Source organism: Falsiroseomonas sp. E2-1-a4, from assembly GCF_051433165.1.
GTDB lineage: Bacteria > Pseudomonadota > Alphaproteobacteria > Acetobacterales > Acetobacteraceae > Falsiroseomonas.
Map to the genome: position 1 here is coordinate 135,446 of NZ_JBHMFS010000011.1, position 16,435 is coordinate 151,880.

General features: G+C 72.3%; 14 protein-coding genes and 1 pseudogene. 5 read left to right on the forward strand and 10 right to left on the reverse strand.

Going from position 1 to position 16,435, the window contains the following annotated elements:
• Positions 1–9: 9 nt before the first annotated feature.
• Positions 10–492: a cellulose biosynthesis protein BcsD gene (bcsD, locus tag ACFHNC_RS13975; RefSeq protein ID WP_437169833.1), complete on the forward strand. Its 483-nt coding sequence runs from the start codon at positions 10–12 to the stop codon at positions 490–492.
• A 108-nt stretch (positions 493–600) separates the two neighbouring features.
• Here bcsD and rnhA read toward each other — a convergent pair whose 3' ends face one another.
• From rnhA to ispH, 3 genes are read right to left on the reverse strand one after another with little or no spacing between them, the layout of a single operon-like run.
• On the reverse strand, positions 601–1,080 hold the full coding sequence (gene rnhA, locus ACFHNC_RS13980; RefSeq protein WP_437169834.1) for a ribonuclease HI: 480 nt from the start codon (positions 1,078–1,080) through the stop codon (positions 601–603).
• Positions 1,064–2,044, reverse strand: coding sequence for a homoserine kinase (locus ACFHNC_RS13985; protein WP_437169835.1), 981 nt, complete (start codon positions 2,042–2,044; stop codon positions 1,064–1,066). Before ACFHNC_RS13985 ends, rnhA begins: the two co-directional genes overlap by 17 nt.
• A gap of 10 nt (positions 2,045–2,054) precedes the next feature.
• Positions 2,055–3,035 (reverse strand): 4-hydroxy-3-methylbut-2-enyl diphosphate reductase, encoded by a 981-nt coding sequence (gene ispH / locus ACFHNC_RS13990; protein WP_437169836.1) that lies wholly within the window; start codon positions 3,033–3,035, stop codon positions 2,055–2,057.
• A 195-nt stretch (positions 3,036–3,230) separates the two neighbouring features.
• On the opposite strand from ispH, the gene ACFHNC_RS13995 reads away from it, so the two are divergent.
• Positions 3,231–3,779, forward strand: a complete 549-nt coding sequence (locus ACFHNC_RS13995) for a hypothetical protein (protein ID WP_437169837.1) — start codon at positions 3,231–3,233, stop codon at positions 3,777–3,779.
• A gap of 86 nt (positions 3,780–3,865) precedes the next feature.
• Here the strand turns inward: ACFHNC_RS13995 and ACFHNC_RS14000 are convergent, their stop codons facing one another.
• The 3 genes from ACFHNC_RS14000 to ACFHNC_RS14010 form a co-directional block, all read right to left on the reverse strand.
• Positions 3,866–4,336, reverse strand: coding sequence for a GlcG/HbpS family heme-binding protein (locus tag ACFHNC_RS14000; RefSeq protein WP_437169838.1), 471 nt, complete (start codon positions 4,334–4,336; stop codon positions 3,866–3,868).
• A gap of 73 nt (positions 4,337–4,409) precedes the next feature.
• Positions 4,410–5,903 (reverse strand): hypothetical protein, encoded by a 1,494-nt coding sequence (locus tag ACFHNC_RS14005; protein WP_437169839.1) that lies wholly within the window; start codon positions 5,901–5,903, stop codon positions 4,410–4,412.
• Positions 5,904–5,927: 24 nt separating this feature from the next.
• Positions 5,928–7,577 carry a 4Fe-4S dicluster domain-containing protein gene (locus tag ACFHNC_RS14010; protein WP_437169840.1) on the reverse strand — a complete coding sequence of 550 codons (1,650 nt, stop codon included), beginning with the start codon at positions 7,575–7,577 and terminating at the stop codon, positions 5,928–5,930.
• Between the two features lie 87 nt (positions 7,578–7,664).
• Here ACFHNC_RS14010 and ACFHNC_RS14015 point away from each other — a divergent pair, with 87 nt between their 5' ends.
• The 3 genes from ACFHNC_RS14015 to moaB all read left to right on the forward strand — a co-directional run bounded on the left by ACFHNC_RS14015 (position 7,665) and on the right by moaB (position 10,995).
• Entirely contained in the window at positions 7,665–8,459 is a 795-nt protein-coding gene (locus ACFHNC_RS14015) for a uracil-DNA glycosylase (RefSeq protein ID WP_437169841.1), read from the forward strand.
• 263 nt (positions 8,460–8,722) lie between these two features.
• Entirely contained in the window at positions 8,723–10,408 is a 1,686-nt protein-coding gene (locus ACFHNC_RS14020; RefSeq protein ID WP_437169842.1) for a transglycosylase SLT domain-containing protein, read from the forward strand.
• 47 nt (positions 10,409–10,455) lie between these two features.
• Positions 10,456–10,995: a molybdenum cofactor biosynthesis protein B gene (gene moaB / locus ACFHNC_RS14025; protein ID WP_437169843.1), complete on the forward strand. Its 540-nt coding sequence runs from the start codon at positions 10,456–10,458 to the stop codon at positions 10,993–10,995.
• 71 nt (positions 10,996–11,066) lie between these two features.
• On the opposite strand, the pseudogene ACFHNC_RS14030 reads toward moaB, so the two are convergent.
• The 4 genes and pseudogenes from ACFHNC_RS14030 to ACFHNC_RS14045 all read right to left on the reverse strand — a co-directional run bounded on the left by ACFHNC_RS14030 (position 11,067) and on the right by ACFHNC_RS14045 (position 15,852).
• A pseudogene (locus tag ACFHNC_RS14030) lies at positions 11,067–12,241 on the reverse strand (M20 aminoacylase family protein).
• Positions 12,242–12,258: 17 nt separating this feature from the next.
• Positions 12,259–12,915, reverse strand: a complete 657-nt coding sequence (locus ACFHNC_RS14035) for a DUF1028 domain-containing protein (RefSeq protein WP_437169844.1) — start codon at positions 12,913–12,915, stop codon at positions 12,259–12,261.
• 10 nt (positions 12,916–12,925) lie between these two features.
• Complete coding sequence (locus ACFHNC_RS14040; RefSeq protein ID WP_437169845.1) at positions 12,926–13,618, reverse strand: glutathione S-transferase family protein; 693 nt, start codon at positions 13,616–13,618, stop codon at positions 12,926–12,928.
• The gene (locus ACFHNC_RS14045; protein WP_437169846.1) at positions 13,615–15,852 is read right to left on the reverse strand and encodes a hypothetical protein; all 2,238 of its coding nucleotides are present in this window, start codon (positions 15,850–15,852) and stop codon (positions 13,615–13,617) included. Before ACFHNC_RS14045 ends, ACFHNC_RS14040 begins: the two co-directional genes overlap by 4 nt.
• Between the last annotated feature and the right edge of the window lie 583 nt (positions 15,853–16,435).

The window sequence follows — 16,435 nt, forward strand, 5'->3', positions numbered from 1 at the left end:
GACATGGGCATGACGGAAGCTGACGCGACGGACTCGGTGACGGCCGCCTACCTCGCCCGGCGCGGGGTTGCCGCGCAGTGGCGCGTCTTCGTGCGCGGGCTGGTGGAGACGCTGGACGAGCATCTGGACCAGGAAGGCCGCGCGGCGCTGATGCGCGCCATCGGCCGGCGCATGGCGGATGCGATGCCGCTGCCGCACTGCGACACGTTGAAGGGGCTGGAGTCGCACATCAACGATGCGCTGGGCGCCGCCGAATGGGGCTATTGCCGGATTGCGGTCGATGTCGAGCGACGCCGCCTAGTGGTCACCCACGCCGCCGCGCCGGCCATCGGCGTCGGGCAGGACGCGGATGGCGGCTGGATCGGGGCGGTGCTGGAGGGCCTCTATGCCGGCTGGCTGTCCGACCAGCCGGGGGCCGATGCCGCGCTGGCGCCGGAAGTGGTGCAGTATGCCGCGGGGTCGGCGAAGCTGGAGTATGGGCGGGCCGCCTGAACGCCCGCGCATCGTCACGGTTGGAGCCAAGGCTCCAACTTCTCACGCGCCGGCGCTCCGCTTGTTGTGGCCCCATTCGGGCGAAAGCCGCGATCAATGGGATCTGGTTTAGACCAGCTCCTGCCGCGCCTGGGTCGCCAGGACATCCGCGCGTTCGTTCATCACGTCGCCCGCGTGTCCACGCACCCAGCGCCAGTCCACCTCATGCGGCTTCGCCGCCGCCAGAAGGCGCTGCCATAGAGGAAAATTGGCCACCGGCTGCTTGGCCGCGTTGCGCCAGTTGTTCCGCACCCAGCCCTTGATCCAGCGCTCCATGCCGTTGCGGACATATTCGCTGTCCGTGTGCAGCACCACGCGGCAGGGCTTCTTCAGCGCCTCCAGCGCGGCGCAGGCGGCGGTGAGTTCCATGCGGTTGTTCGTGGTTTCCGCATCGGCGCCGGTCAGTTCCTTTTCCGTCCCGCCGAAGCGCAGGATGGCGGCCCAGCCGCCGGGGCCGGGGTTGGGCTTGCAGCCGCCATCGGTCCAGATTTCGACGAAGGGCCGATCGTCAGGCCCGTCTTGAGGGGGGGCTTCAGGCGCCGATGGCACCGGGGCTCTCCACCTGCGCGAAGAAGCGCAGTTTACGCAGATATTCCAACGGGTCCTTCCGGGTCACCAGCGCATCCGCCGGCGTATGGGTCCAGTCATACAGGCGGGTCAGCAGGAAGCGGATGGCGGCACCGCGGCACAGCACCGGCAGGGCCGCGCATTCCGCCGGCGTCAGCGGCCGCACCGCCTGGTAGGTGGCCAGCAGCGCCCGCGCTTTGGTCAGGTTGAAGGCGCCATCGGCCTCGAAGCACCAGGCGTTCAGGCAGACGGCGATGTCGTAGGCCAGCAGGTCGGTACAGGCGAAGTAGAAGTCGATGATGCCGGAGACGCGCGGCCGGCCCTCCGCATCGGGCAGGAAGAAGACGTTGTCGGGGAACATGTCCGCATGGATCTGCCCCACCGGCAGCGCGCCCGAGGCCGGCCAGCCGGCCAGGATGGCGGCGAGCTGGCTGTCCAGCTCCGCCATCAGCCCGGGCTGCACCTCATCCCCGCGGCCGCGGCACGCCTCCAGCAGCGGCGCCCAGCCGGCCGGGCCGAGCGCGTTGGGCCGGCTTCCCGCGAAATCGCCGCTTGCCGCATGCAGCCGCGCCAGCGCGGTGCCGAGCGGCGCCAGGTGTTCCGGCCGCACCCGGCGCGGCCAGACGCCTTCCAGGAAGGTGCAGACCGCTGCTGGCCGCTGCGCCAATTCGCGCAGCGCCGCGCCATCGCGTCCACGCACCGGCGTGGGGCAGGCGAGCCCCGCCCGCGCCAGATGCTCCATCAGCCCGAGAAAATAGGGAAGCTCCGCCGGATCAACGCGCTTCTCGTACAGCGTGAGGATGAAATCGCCGCGTTCGGTCCGCAGCGCGTAGTTGGAATTCTCCACCCCCTCCGCGATGCCGCGGAAGGCGATCAATCCACCCAGCTCGTAATCGGCGAGGAAGGCGCGCAGCGCCTCATCCGTCACCTCGGTATAGACAGCCATGGAGCGGGGTTTATTCGGCCGCGAGCGCGGGCGGAAGCCGGAACACCACCTTTTCCTCGGCCACCACCACTTCCTCGACCTCCAGCGTGAAGCGGGTGGCGAGTTTCGCCAGCACTTCCTCCACCAGCACTTCCGGAGCGCTGGCGCCGGCGGTCAGGCCGATGATGGTGCAGCCATCGGCCACGGCCGGGTCCAGCGCCGAACCGCGTTGCACCAGCAGGGACCGCGCCGCGCCGGCACGCTTGGCCACTTCGGCCAGCCGCACGGAATTGCTGGAATTCGGCGCGCCGACCACGATCACCAGCTCCGCCCCGCGCGCCGCGATGGCCTTCACGGCCGCCTGGCGGTTGGTGGTGGCGTAGCAGATATCCTCCTTCGCCGGGCCGGCGATGGTGGGGAAGCGGCGCTGCAGGATGGCGACGATATCCGCGGTGTCGTCGACCGAAAGGGTTGTCTGCGTGGTGTAGGCCAGCGGCAGGTCGCCGGGCGGCACCACCGTCTCGGCCTGGGCCGAATCCTCCACCAGCGTCACGGCGCCGGGCGGCAACTGGCCCATGGTGCCGATCACCTCCGGATGGCCCTCATGCCCGATCAGCAGGATGTGGCGGCCGCGGGCGAAGTGGCGCTCCGCTTCCCGGTGCACCTTGGACACCAGCGGGCAGGTGGCATCGAGGGCGAACATCTTCCGCTGCGCCGCGGCTTCGGGCACCGATTTCGGCACCCCATGGGCGGAGAACACGACGGGCCGGCCATCATCCGGAATCTCGGAGAGTTCCTCGACGAAGACGGCGCCCTGGCGTTCCAGGCTTTCGACCACGAAGCGATTGTGGACGATCTCGTGCCGGACATAGACCGGCGCGCCGTGGCGTTTCAGCGCCTCCTCGACGATCTTGATGGCGCGATCGACCCCGGCGCAGAATCCGCGCGGGCCGGCCAGCAGCACCTTCAGCCGAGGGGTGGGGGAGGAGGTGGGCATCATGGTCTCGGGCATATGGTTGCTCGGTGCCTCGCTGCCCCCGGGGGTCTTGGCCCAGGGCTGCGCCCCGGGGGTGGGGCGGGGATGGTCGGACGGCGCCGGCGATGCGATAGACGCAACGTGGTGCCTTGGCGCCACCTTACCGGCTGCGGGGCCCGCTTCAAAGGCTCCGCTTCGCAACGGGCCGGCGGCGATGGGGGAGAGGGCGCGATGGCACGAAGCAGCATGGGTGTGGCGGCGCTGGCCGGGCTGGCATTGCTGGCCGCCTGTGGGAGCGACCAGGGCGCGACCACCAGCCAGGCGCCGTGCCCGCGCATCGTCATCCTGGCCGATGGCGCGGACCTCACGCGCTTTCGCGGCGGGGCCAGTGGCGACCTGACGGCGCTGATGGCAGATGCGCGGATCGCCGGCTTCCAGGCGAATTGCGATTTCGCCGGGCGGGACCGCCGCGCGCTGACCGTGCGGGTGACCCCGCGCTTCGAAGTGGAACGCGGGCCGGCGGCGGAAGGCCGGGTGCTGGACCTGCCCTGGTTCGTCGCCCTGACCGATGCCGGCGATGCCACCATGCTGGACCGCCAGGCCTTCACCAGCCGCGTCACCTTCGGCCCCAATGTGGTGCGCAACACCATCCAGGGGCAGACGGCGCGGCTGACCGTGCCGCTGGGCCAGGGCGCCCGCGCCGTGGACTACACGGTGCGGGTCAGCTTGCAGCTGACGCCGGAGGAACTCGCCCTGAACCGCGCCCGCGGGCCGCGCTGAGGCGGCCCGCCTAATGGTCCCTTGGCCGCGCTGACGCGGCCCGCCTACTTGTCCCTTGGCCGCGCTGACGCGGCCCAGGGGCGTGATCAGGCCGGCGCGTCGCCCGTATCGGCGATGAGGCCCGCGGCCTGGATCCCCGCCACGGCGCAGATCTCGTCCTTGTCCGAGACGTCGCCGGAGACACCGACGGCGCCCAGCACCGCGCCATCCGCCGCGCGCACCAGCACGCCGCCCGGCACCGGCACGGCACGGCCGCCCGCGAGGTCCGACAGCGCGTTCATGAAGCCGGGCATGGATTGGCTGCGCCGCGCCATCTCGCGGGACCCGAAGCCGAGCGCCATGGCGCCATAGGCCTTGCCCCAGGCGATATCCGGCCGCAGCAGGCTGCTGCCATCTTCCTTCAGCGCCGCCTTGAGCTGGCCGCCGGCATCCAGCACCACCACGGTCAGCGGCGCGAGGCCCAGTTCGCGCCCCTTGGCGAGGGTTGCGTCCAGGATGGTGCGGGCAGCGGCAGCGGTGATGCCGTGCTGGAAGCCGGCGGGGGCCTGGTGGGTCATGGTCGGGGGTTCTCCGATGGGGTTGCTGGTGTCCTGTGCCCGCAACCGCGCCGCGCGGGAAGGGGGAAGGGGGTCAGCGGATCGGCTGGGTCACCGGCTCGCCGCGGCTGCCATCCGCATAGATCGCGGCGAGGCCGAGCAGGCGGGCTTCCTCCGGCGGGGTGATCTCCACCACGATGCGCGGGGCATCGCCGGCCAGCAGCACCGCGTCCGGCACCCCCACCGGCACGCGCCGTGGCGTGGGTTCGATCTCGGTCCACCATTCGATGGCAAGCAGCCCGGCCCGCAGCGCGCCGGAGATGGGCAGGGGGTTCACCTGGCCGGGCGCGGTCCAACCGGGCTGATACAGGGCGAAGGGGCCCTGGCGGCGCAGCGCCTGCTGCGCCTGGGCGCGGATGGCCGCGGCCGGGTCGAAATCATGGACCAGCTCGGCGGCGGCCACGCCGTCCCGGTCCAGGTAGCGCAGCACCAGGCTTTGCGGTGCGAAGGGGCGCGGCAGGCGGAGGGTGGGCACGCCATCCTCCCGCGGCACCTCCACCCAGTCCTCGCCCCGGCGAAGCTGCACGGCGCGGGCCGGCTCCGGCAGGGCCAGGCGCAGCAGGATGGGCTGGTCGGGCAGGCCGGGGGGTGGCGCCAGGGTGGTGACGGTCAGGCGCCGCGCCGCCACTTCGCGCACCCAATCCAGCGCGGTCACGCCCTGGCGCAGCAGCCGGGCGCGGGCGGGGTCGAGGAAGCGGGCCTCGAAGGTTGCGAAGCGGGCGTCGTCGGCGAAGGCTTCCACTGCCGGGGCGATCCGCGCCGCCTCCGCCACGGTGGGGCCGGCGGGCAGGGTGGCGGCGATGCGGGCATGGGCCAGCGCGGCGAGGCGGATCAGCGCATCCGGCCCACCGCTTTCCATGGCTTCCAGCGCTGCCTCCCGGCCGGCGGCATCGGGCAGGCGCAGCGCAGCCAGCAGCGTGGCGGCCTCCGGAGGAAGCGGGGCGATTTCCAGGATCGACCGCGCATCCGGCCAGCCCATCAGCGCCGCATGCAGCAGCAGCGCATCCGGCCGCGGTGCCTCCAGGGCCAGGACGAGCGCCGTTGCGGCGCCGCGACGGTCGCCGCGCGCATCCAGCGCCAGGGCGTTGAACAGATGCTCGTCCGAGGAGGCCGGGTAGGGCCGCGGGCGGGGGTGCGGCGCGGCCAAGGCGGCGCGCAGGCGGTCCTCCGGCCAGGGTGGTGGTGGCGGCAGGTGCAGCGCCGCGGCCTGCCACACCGCGACCGCCGGCAGATGCGCGGCCAGCAGCCCGCGCGGCTCCGCGCCAATCTGCGCCGCGGCAATGCCCGCCAGCCCCAGCAGTAGCCCGGCCACCCTGCCGGCCGCACGCTGCGTCTGGCGGGCCAGCGTCAGCGCCCACAACAGGGCAAGACCGAGCGCCAGAAGCCCGGCCAGCGGCAGCACCGGCTGCGCCAGATCAGCCGCCAGGCCAAGCAGCAGGCCCAGCGCAACGAAGGGCTGCGCCAGCCGAACCGGCGCCAGCCGCGCCCGGGACCGGCGGGCCGGCCCCCTGCCGATGGCCGCGCTCATGCCTGGCCGGGTGGCGCGGCGGCGCTACATGCCGCCGATGTAGTTCGGGCCACCGCCACCTTCCGGGGTCTTCCAGTCGATGTTCTGCAGCGGGTCCTTGATGTCGCAGGTTTTGCAATGGACGCAGTTCTGCGAGTTGATCACGAGGTGCATCTCGCCCTCGCCATTGCCGGCCTCGGCGCCGACTGCCTCATACACCGCGGCCGGGCAGTAGCGGCTTTCGGGAGAGGCGAATTTCTGCCAGTTCGTGCCCTTCCAGGCGGCGGGGTCGCGCAGCACCAGGTGGCTCGGCTGGTGTTCCTCATGGTTTGTGTTGGACAGGAAGACCGAGGACAGGCGGTCGAAGGTCAGCACGCCATCCGGCTTCGGGTAGGCGATCTTCTTGGCCTCCGCCGCGGGCTTCAGCGTGTCATGGTCCGCATGGTGGCCCCAGGTCCAGGGCGCCTTGCCGCGCAGCACGTAGGTATCCAGCGCCGCGGCCGCCATGCCGCCCCAGAAGCCATACTTCGCGAAGCCGGGGCGGATGTTGCGCACGCCTTCCAGCTCGGCCCAGACCCAGCTGGCCTTCAGCGCCGTGGGGTAGCTCTCCAGCTCCGGCGCGGGGGCCTCGCCGTCCAGCGCCGCCGCGATGGCGTCCGCCGCCACCATGCCGGACTTCATGGATGTATGCGTGCCCTTGATCTTCGGCACGTTGAGGAAGCCGGCGGCATCGCCGACCAGCATGCCGCCCGGGAACACCAGCTTCGGCACCGCCTGGATGCCACCCTCGTTCAGCGCGCGGGCGCCATAGGCGATGCGCTTGCCGCCTTCCAGGAAGCCGCGCACGGCGGGGTGCGTCTTGAAGCGCTGGAACTCATCGAAGGGCGACAGCCAGGGATTCGGATAATCCAGCCCGACGACGAAGCCGACCGAGACCAGGTTGTCCCCCAGCATGTACAGCCAGGACCCGCCATAGGTGTCCGATGACAGCGGCCAGCCGGTGGAATGCCACACCAGGCCCGGCTTATGCTTGTCCTTCGGGATCTCCCACAGCTCCTTCATCCCCAGCGCATAGGTCTGCGGCGCCACGCCCTCGCGCAGGTTGAAGGTCTCGAACAGCATCTTGGCGAGGCTGCCGCGGCAGCCCTCCGCGAACACCGTGTAGGTGGCGCGCAGCTCCATGCCCGGCTCATAGGACGGGCCCTTGCTGCCATCCTTCTGGATGCCGGCGACACCGGCGACCACGCCCTTGACCTGGCCGTCCTCGATGATGGGCTGGGAGGCGGCGAAGCCCGGGTAGAGCTCCACCCCCAGCGCCTCGGCCTTGGCGCCCAGCCAGCGGCAGACATTGCCGAGGGAGACGACGTAGTTGCCCTCATTGTGCATCTGCGGCGGGGTCGGCAGCTTGAAGCCGCGCGTTTCCGTCAGCATCATGAAACGGTCGTCGGTGACGGCGGTGGCGAGTGCCGGCGGATCGTCGCGCCAGTCCGGGATCAGCTCATCCAGCGCACGGGGTTCGAGCACGGCGCCGGACAGGATATGCGCGCCGATCTCGCCGCCCTTCTCAACCAGGCACACATTGGTGTCCGGGCGGGCCTGTTTCAGCCGGATGGCGGTGGCGAGGCCGGCGGGGCCGCCGCCCACCACCAGCACGTCGAACTCCATCGATTCCCGCTGCTCGGCCGCATCCGACATCGCTGTTCCTCCGGCGTTCCTGATGACAGTGGATGTAGCGTCGCCACCCATTGCGCGGAACCCCGGCGCGGCCTGATATCACGTCCCATGCAGGCAGGATTGCGCGAGGAACTGCTGGCCGCGCTACGGCTGCAGATCGATTGGGGGGTGGATGAGGCGCTGGATGCGGCGCCGCTGGACCGCTTTGCCGCGCCCGCGCCGCCCCGTGAACAGGCCGCCGCCCCGCTGCCCATACCCGCGGTCACCACGCCCGCCCTGCCAGCCATCGCGACGCCCGCCGCCATCGCCACCGGCCGCGCGGCAGAAGCGGACAGCCTGGAGGCGCTGCGCGCCGCCATCGCGGACACCGACAGCCCGCTGCGCGACACCGCCACCAACCTGGTCTTCGCCGATGGCGTGGCGGATTCCGGCCTGATGCTGGTGGGCGAGGCGCCGGGCGCGGATGAGGACCGGCTCGGCCGGCCCTTCGTCGGCGTCTCCGGCCAGTTGCTGGACCGGATGATGGCCAGCATCGGGCTGGAGCGGTCGAAGAATTTCTACCTGACCAACATCCTGCCCTGGCGGCCGCCCGGCAACCGCACGCCGACGGATGGCGAGATCGCGCTGTTCCTGCCCTTCCTGCTGCGCCACATTGCCCTGGTGCGGCCGCGCCACATCCTGCTGCTGGGTGGCACCCCCGCCAAATCCCTGCTGCGGGCGAAGGACGGGATCACGCGCCTGCGCGGCCGCTGGCACAGCCTGCCGATGGAACAGGGCGCCATCCCGGCGCTGCCCACACTCCACCCTGCCTATCTGCTGCGCAGCCCCGCGGCCAAGCGCGAGGCCTGGGCCGACCTGGTCTTGTTGCGGCGCACTTTGGATGGCGAGGCGGCCGCAGGTTAAATTATCTAAATGAGCATGGTCCGTTAAGGGTTTGATTCACATCAGACCGGAACGAATCGAGGCACCGCGCCATAATTGCAGGGTTGCCAGGGGCTTAGCCATGCCGTTAGGGGTGGCGCGCCATGCAAGCGCTCTGCCAAATGGCCCGGCGTTCCCCTGCCGCAGACCGCCTCCGCAACTCCGCGAAGGCCCTGCTGCTGGGGGCGACATTGACGTTGGGGGCTCAGGTCCCTGCCGTCGCGCAACGGGTCGAACAGGCCGCCATGAGCGTTCCGAATCCTGCGGTGCAGGGCCGGGACGCCGGGTTCCCGCAACCCCTAGCGCCGTCGGATGCGGCGCGCCTTCGGCGTATCTTCGCGTTGCAGGCCCGGAGCGAGACCACCCCGGCGATGCGGGAGGTGGAGCGCCTTCAGGACCGCCGCTTGGTCGGCCATGTGCTGGCCGATCGCTGGCTGAACGCCGGTGTGACGCCACCCCTGCCGGAGGTGGTGGCCTGGCTGACGGATTTCAGCGACCACCCCGATGCCACCGCCATCCATGCCATCCTGGTGCGCCGGGCGCCGTCCGGCATGGCGCTGCCGGCCGCCCCGGCGCAGGAATCGCTGTCCGACAGCACCGATGTGGTGCCCGAGGAACGGGAGCCCACCACCGCCCGCCGTATCACCCGCCACCCGCCGCTGGACCGCACCGTGCGCGAACGGGCGCGGGATGGTGACATCGCCGGCGCCCTGGCCGCCATCGAGCGCAGCCGCGCCAGCGGCGCCTATGCCGCACTGCTGAAGGCGGAGGCGGCGCAGGCTCTGCTGCAACAGGGCCGCGACGAGGAGGCCTTCCGGATCGCCGCAGACGCCGCGCGGGATTCCGGCGGCAGCGCCTTTCCCGGCTACATCGCGGGGCTGGCCGCCTGGGCGCTGAACCGCCCGGAAGCGGCGCTGGCCTATTTCGAACACGCCGCGCGGTCCGAGATCGCGGCGCCGGCCACCCGCGCTGCCGCCGCCTTCTGGACCGCCCGCGCCGCGGTGCGCGCCCGCAGGCCGCAGGCCTATGTGCCCTGGATGATGCAGGCGGCGCAGGAGCCGCGGACCTTCTACGGCCTGGTCGCCCGCCGCGCCCTCGGCCTGCCCATGGGCTTCGCCTGGGAGCGGGAAGTGGCCGGGGCGAATGAGGCCGCCGCCATCGCCGAGACCGCCGGCGGCTGGCGCGCCCTGGCGCTGCTCCAGATCGGCCAGGAAGCGAGGGCGGAGGCCGAATTGCGCGCGCTGTGGCCGCGCGTGCAGGGCAATGCCGGGGTGGTGCGGGCGATGCTGCTCGTGGCGACCCAGGCCAACATGCCGGACCTCGCCTCCCAGCTCGCCTCGCTGTCGCAATCCGCCGATGGGCGGCCGCGCGACTTCGCCCGCTTCCCGCTGCCGCGGCTGCAGCCGATGCACGGCTTCCGCATGGACCCGGCGCTGGTCTATGCGCTGGCGCGGCAGGAATCCAACTTCAACCCGGCCGCCATATCCCCGGCCGGGGCGCGCGGCATCCTGCAGATCATGCCGGCCACCGCCAGCTACATCACCGGCGACAGCAGCCTGCGCGGTGCCAACATCGCCCGGCTGCATGACCCGGCCTTCTCGCTGGAGCTGGGCCAGCGCTATGTCCACTACCTGGCCGCCAACAGCCGGGTGAATGGCGACCTGATCCGGCTGCTGGCCGCCTACAACAACGGCCCCGGCAACCTGTCCCGCTGGCTGCCGGCGGTACAGCACCGGTCCGACCCCTTCCTGTTCATCGAGAGCATCCCGGTTGGGGAAACGCGGGCCTTCGTGCAGCGGGTGCTGGCCTATTCCTGGATCTATGCGGCGCGCCTCGGCCTGCCTTCGCCGTCGCTGGATGCGCTGGCCACCGGGCGCTTCCCGCAATTCCAGGCGGCGCCCGCCGTCGCTGCGATGCTGATCTCGCGCTGAGGCGTCGCCGCGCCTATCTCTGCCCCAAGAAGCAGAAGGCGCGGCCCATGCCGATCGATGAGTCGAGAAAATTCGTGCCGGTGCGGATCGCGGTGCTCACCGTCTCCGACACCCGTGACCTGGCCTCGGACCGGTCGGGGGATACGCTGGTGGGGCGCATTGCCGCCGCCGGGCATGAGCTGGCAGCGCGGGAGATCCTGCGCGACGAGGCCGCGCTGATCGAGGCGCAGCTTCGGGACTGGATCGCCGACCCCACGGTGGATTGCGTCATCACCACTGGCGGCACCGGCATCACCGGGCGGGACGTGACACCGGAGGCCTTTGGCCGGGTGCTGGAGAAGGAGATCACCGGCTTCGGTGAGCTGTTCCGCATGCTGAGCTATGCGAAGATCGGCACCTCCACCATCCAGTCCCGCGCCATCGGCGGTGTGGCGGGCGGCACCTATCTGTTCGCGCTGCCAGGCAGCACCGGGGCCTGCAAGGATGCCTGGGACGACATCCTGGTGCATCAGCTCGATAGTCGGTTCCGGCCCTGCAACCTGGTGGAGCTGATGCCGCGGCTGCAGGAACATCTGCGAGCGGCGTGACGCCTGCTTCTCCCTCCCCCGCGCGGGGGGTTGCGGCGCTGCCGCAACGCCGGAGGCTGGTCGGGGTGGCCTCAGCCCCGCTTCAATTCCTGTTCCACGATGCCGGCGAAGAAGCTGGCGCCGATCGGTAGCAGGTCGTCGTTGAAATCATACTGCACCGTGTGCACCGGCGCGCTGCCCTTGGCGCCGGCCGCCTGGCCGAGCTTGATGTAGGCGCCCGGCTTCTCCAGCAGCATGAAGCTGAAATCCTCCCCGCCCATCACCGGCTGCATGTCGCGACGAACCTTGCCCTCGCCCAGGATGCCGGCGCAGATGCGGGCGGCGAGGCGGGCGTTCTCGGCATGGTTGACGGTTGCGGGGTAGCCGCGCGCGTAGGTGAAGTCCGCCACTGCGTCATGGGCTGCCGCCGTCGCCTCCACCACCCGGCGCATCGTCGCCTCGACCAGGTCCTGCACCGCGGGGTTCAGCGTGCGCACCGTGCCGTTCAGCACCGCCTCGTCCGGGATGATGTTGCTGGCGGTGCCGGCGTGGAATTGCGTGGTGGAGATCACCGCCGATTCCAGCGGGTCCACGCGCCGCGCCACGATGGTCTGCAGCGCGCCGACGATCTGCGCGCCGACCACGATCGGGTCGATGCCGCCATGCGGCCGCGCGGCGTGGCCGCCCTTGCCGCGCACGGTGATGCTGAAGGTGTCCGAGGCCGCCATCATCACATCGTCGCGGATATCGGCCTCGCCGATCGGCAGGGACGGGTCGTTGTGCATGCCGTAAACGCTGTCGCAGGGAAAGCGCGTGAACAGGCCTTCGTCCATCATCAGCTTGGCGCCGGCGCCGCCTTCCTCCGCCGGCTGGAAGATGAAATGCACGGTACCGTCGAAGTTGCGCGTCTCCGCCAGGTATTCGCGGCGCCGAGCAGCATGGTGGTGTGGCCGTCATGGCCGCAGGCATGCATCACGCCGGGGGTGGTGGAGGCGTAAGCGAGGCCCGTCGCCTCCGTCATCGGCAGCGCGTCCATATCCGCACGCAGGCCGATGCTGCGGCCGGAGTCGCTGCTGCCGCGCAGCACGCCGACCACGCCGGTGGTGGCGATGCCGGTATGCACCTCGATCCCCCAGCCGGCCAGCAGCTTCGCCACCTGCGCGGCGGTGCGATGTTCCTGGTAGCGCAGCTCCGGATGCGTGTGCAGGTCGCGGCGCCACACCTCCATCTCCGGCTGCATCGCGGCGATCCGGTTGTTGATCGGCATGGGTTCGGTCTTTCAGATCAGAGGGCGATGGCGTCGTCGGGGTTCAGCACGCGCACCACATAGGCATCGACCAGCGGCGCATATCCCTCCCACAGCGCGCGCAGCGCCGGGATGGGTTGGGCATGACCATCGGCGCGCAGATCAACCAGCGCGAAATCATGCGCGCCGAACACCAGCAGGCTGGCGGAGCGGACATCGCCATGTTCGCCACCCGCCGCTTCGCCAGCCTCCAGCCCGCGCACCAGGCGCTCCGCCAGCGGCAGGTCGGGGTTGGCCAGGAAGCCCGCCACCATCGCATCCGGCACCTGCGCGCTGGAGAGGATGTTGCCGATGGCGACCACATCGGTGCCATGCGCCGCGCCAAGTTCCGGCTTCACCCGCGCGCCATGGAAATGCGCCGTGCGCCCCGCCGCATCGATCGCCGCCAATTGCCGCCAGCCATGATCCGGCGTGGAGGCAACCAGCGCCGCCACGGTTTCAGACGCCGAGCAGCCGGAGCGCAGCAGCGCGATGCCGCGCGGGCCGAGCCGCGGGTCGGTGCGATGCTGCGTCAGCACCGCGCCCACGCCGGCCGCCACCGCATGCACCCGCGCGCCGACAGCGAGGGAGGATGTGGTGGCCGCCGCGCCGAACTGGCCCGTGCGCGCGCAGCGGCCGATTAGGGAGAAGGTCATGCGCGGTCCCTCAATCGAAGCCCGGGGCGGCGCGGGCGATGCCGCCATGTAGGTCCAGCATGCGCTGCCGCCAGGCCTCCAGCGGGTCGTCAGAAGCGAGCAGCCGGAAGGGGCTGACGCAACGCGCCCATTGGAAACCGCCGAAGACGATGGCGTCCGCATACAGCGGCGCATCCCCGCCGAGGAAGGGCTGCGCCCGCAGCACCATACGCAGCGGGTGCAGGCTCTGCCGGAACCCCTCCAGCTTCGCCTCGCGATCCGCCTGCACGGCCTCCAGCTTCATGCCGAAGCGGGCTTCCCGGCTCTGCCGGAAATAATCCGCATCCTCGGGCGCGAGCACCTTGGCGATGTCTGCCACCACCATCCGCACCAGCCCGGCATGCAGCACCGCATCGGTCCAGCCCGTCACAAAGCGGGACAGCGCATGGCCGCCGGGGCCGCCGAACAGGCTGGCGCGGTCGGGGTAGGCCTGCTCAAGGTATTCGGCGATTGCCCAGCTATCGGTGATGACGCGCTCGCCATCGACCAGCACCGGGACCTTGTCGCAGCCCAGGTCACCCAGCACCTGCTTCTCGGTGAAGCGCCAGGGGATGGTCTCCACTTCCAGCCCCTTCATCGCCAGCGCCATGCGTGTGCGCCAGCAATAAGGGCTGAAACGCCGTGCCGGGTCGGCGCCGGCCAGATCATACATTCGCAGCGTCACCGTATTTCCTCCGCACTGGCCCGCAGCACCGCGCCGGCACCCTCCGGGTCGCCCAATTCGATCATCCGCGCGGCAATCGCCTGCCGCTCCGCCGCATCGGCCTGGCTGGCCCGGGTCCGCAGCGCGGCGAGCAATTCGGCGCGGCGGCCTTGGCGGGCCAGCAGTGCCTCGTAGCGCGCCTGCCAGCCGGCCCCCAGCGTGGCGTCCGACAGGCGCCGCAGCATCGCCTGCGAATCCTGCGGCGCGGCGGCCAGCACCAGGAACAGCGCCTGCTCCCGCTGGGCACGGTCCAGGCCTGGCAGCAGGTCGCGCAGCGCGGCCTCACCGGCCGCCACACCCTCGCCCCGCAGACGGGCCAGCACCAGGGCCGGGCCGAAGCGGGCGGGCTCGCTTTCCGCCCGCGCCGCCAGCAGGGGCGCCGCCGCGGCGGGGGCCAGCACGGCGACCAGCGCCAGCCGTGCCGTGCCGGCCTCATCCCTGGCCTCCGCCCCGCGCAGCAGGCGCGGCACGGCCGGGTGCTGGCCGGCGCCGAGCATGGCACCGGCGCTGGCCACCTCAGGCGCCGCCGCCAGCAGCCGCACCACACGGTCGGCCGCCGCGACTTCCCCGGTCCAGCCGAGCAGGTTCAGCGCGCCAGTCAGGCTGCCGGCGCCGAGCGGCCGGGCGAGGGCGGCGGTCACCGCCACCTCCTCCGCCGTCCAGCCTTCGGGCAATTCGGGCAAGGCGCGCAGTGCGGCCGCGGCGGCATCCGCCACGCCGGGCGCGCGGCGCTGTGCCGCCAGGGTCAGCGTCTCGGCCAGCGCGGCGGCGGAGGCGGTGCCGCCGCCGGCCAGGAAACGCGCCACATCGTCCAGCCGGTCTTCCGCCAGCGCCAGGCGCAGCCAGGCCTCCCCGGCGATGGGGCCGGAGCCGCGATGCCTCTCCAGCAGCGGCAGGGCGGCGGCGCGGCGGGCGGGCAGGGCAGCGAGTTCGGCGAACAGGCGGATCGTCAGCGGGGCCGGATCGGGCGCCTGCACCTCTCGCCGCAGCCGGTCATGCGCCGCCTGGTCCAGGCCCAGCTCGCGCAGCACCGCGGCCACGCCGCGCGCACCTTCCACCGAAGCCGGGGGCTGTTCCACCGCCTGCTGCGCGTAGCGGCGCGCCGCCGCCCGGTCACCGCGCGCCAGCGCCGCCACGGCTGCCGCATCCGGCCGTGCGGCTAAGCTGGCCGGGTCGATGCGCCGGAACAGGGTGGCATCGCGCGCCGTGCGGGCGGCTTCATGCAGCCGCATCGGCAGCGCGGCGGGCCAGGATTCGGATGGCAGCAGGGCGGCGACGGCGAAGGCCTCCTCGACCTGACCCTCCCGCAGGGCGAGGTCGATCAGCAGGGCGCCGCCGCCGGGCGGCAATCCTTCGGTCGCGCGCAGCGCCATCAGCCGGGCCAGCGCGCCACCGGCCCAGCCGGCGCGCGCCTCGGCCTCGGCCAGCGCCAGGGCGATGCGGGGGCTGGCCTGGTCCTCCGCGGGCAGGCCTTCCAGCAGGTACAGCGCCAGGTCGGGGCGGCCATCGCCCATCAGCACGCGGCGCAGCGCCTCCATCAGATCCGGCGCCACCTGCGCCAGCAGATCCCCCATCGGACGCATCGCCCGGGCCGGGTCCGGCAGCCGCGCCGCCGCCTGCATGGCACGCAGCGCGAGTTCCGGGGTGGGGCTGCGGCCGAGCGCGGCGAGCAGCCCGGCGAAGGCGCCGGCGGCATCGCCCGCCTCCATCCGCAGCGCGGCCAGGCGCAGCGCTTCCTGATCCGTGGTCGCGCCGAGCGCGGAAAGCCGTTCCAGCGCGGCGCGGGCGGCGGCGGCATCGCCCGATTCGCTGCGCAGGCCCATCGCCTCCCGCAGCGCGGCGGGCTCCCCGGTCAGCGCATGCAGGCGTTCCAGCACGGCGGCAAGCTGTTGCGGGCGGTGGCTGGCACGCAGCTGTTCCGCCAGCCGGCGCAGCGCCGCCGGGTCGTCCGGCCGGGCGGCGGCGGCGCGTTCCAGGCCGGCGGTCAGCCGGTCTTCCGCCGGGCGCAGCGCATCCGCCAGGCGCAGCGGCGGCGGTGCGGCCGGCGGCGGCAACAGGGTGGCGGCGGCCAGCGCCGCCAGCACCGCGGCACCGAAGGCCAGGCCGAAGCGCCGCGCCGGCCTCAGCCCGAGGACCTGTCCGAGCGGGTCGGCAGGCGGCAGGCCGGGCGCGGCGGGGGTTGCGGTGTAGGACATGCTCCGGCCAACAGGTAGCGGGGCCTTGCCGGACCCGCCAGGGGTGGAATGGCCGGGCCGGACCGCAGCGGCCCTGGCGCGGCCGGGCTGCTGCCGATATTGCTTGGTTTGCTGCGGGGGCGGGCGAATGGGGAAGATGGTCGGTTCGGGATTGCTGGCTTGAAGATGCCCTCGGCCTCCGGGCGTCGCCCCACGGCGCCGCCGGATGCACCGGAAAGCGCGCCGGGGCCCGGCTTCGCCCCGCCGGCACACGCGCCCGCCGTGACGGGGGCGCCGCGTGAGGCCGAGGCCCCAGCCGATTCCCGGGCTGATCGCCGGACTGACCCCTGGTCCGACCCCTGGACCGCGCGAGAAGCGCCGCCGAACGCGCCATCAAGCAAGCCGGCGCAACCCGCACTGCCACGGGCCCGCCGCTGGCGCTGGCCCTGGCGCTGGCAGCGAGCCAGCCGTCCGGCCGATGCCGCCGTGGCGCGGCTGCGGGCGCTCGGCCAGCCGGAGGCGACATCACCCGAACCGGCCCCCAAGGCCCCAGCCACTAGGCCCGCGGCCCCAAAAGCCCCGGCCCCAAAAGCCCCGGCCCCGA

Coding starts and splice junctions, on each gene's coding strand:
- bcsD (WP_437169833.1), top strand. CDS start 10: ATGACGGAAGCTGACGCGACGGACTCGGTGACGGCCGCCTACCTCGCC.
- ACFHNC_RS13985 (WP_437169835.1), bottom strand. CDS start 2,044: ATGGCTGTCTATACCGAGGTGACGGATGAGGCGCTGCGCGCCTTCCTC.
- ispH (WP_437169836.1), bottom strand. CDS start 3,035: ATGCCCGAGACCATGATGCCCACCTCCTCCCCCACCCCTCGGCTGAAG.
- ACFHNC_RS13995 (WP_437169837.1), top strand. CDS start 3,231: ATGGCACGAAGCAGCATGGGTGTGGCGGCGCTGGCCGGGCTGGCATTG.
- ACFHNC_RS14000 (WP_437169838.1), bottom strand. CDS start 4,336: ATGACCCACCAGGCCCCCGCCGGCTTCCAGCACGGCATCACCGCTGCC.
- ACFHNC_RS14005 (WP_437169839.1), bottom strand. CDS start 5,903: ATGAGCGCGGCCATCGGCAGGGGGCCGGCCCGCCGGTCCCGGGCGCGG.
- ACFHNC_RS14010 (WP_437169840.1), bottom strand. CDS start 7,577: ATGTCGGATGCGGCCGAGCAGCGGGAATCGATGGAGTTCGACGTGCTG.
- ACFHNC_RS14015 (WP_437169841.1), top strand. CDS start 7,665: ATGCAGGCAGGATTGCGCGAGGAACTGCTGGCCGCGCTACGGCTGCAG.
- ACFHNC_RS14020 (WP_437169842.1), top strand. CDS start 8,723: ATGAGCGTTCCGAATCCTGCGGTGCAGGGCCGGGACGCCGGGTTCCCG.
- moaB (WP_437169843.1), top strand. CDS start 10,456: ATGCCGATCGATGAGTCGAGAAAATTCGTGCCGGTGCGGATCGCGGTG.
- ACFHNC_RS14035 (WP_437169844.1), bottom strand. CDS start 12,915: ATGACCTTCTCCCTAATCGGCCGCTGCGCGCGCACGGGCCAGTTCGGC.
- ACFHNC_RS14045 (WP_437169846.1), bottom strand. CDS start 15,852: ATGTCCTACACCGCAACCCCCGCCGCGCCCGGCCTGCCGCCTGCCGAC.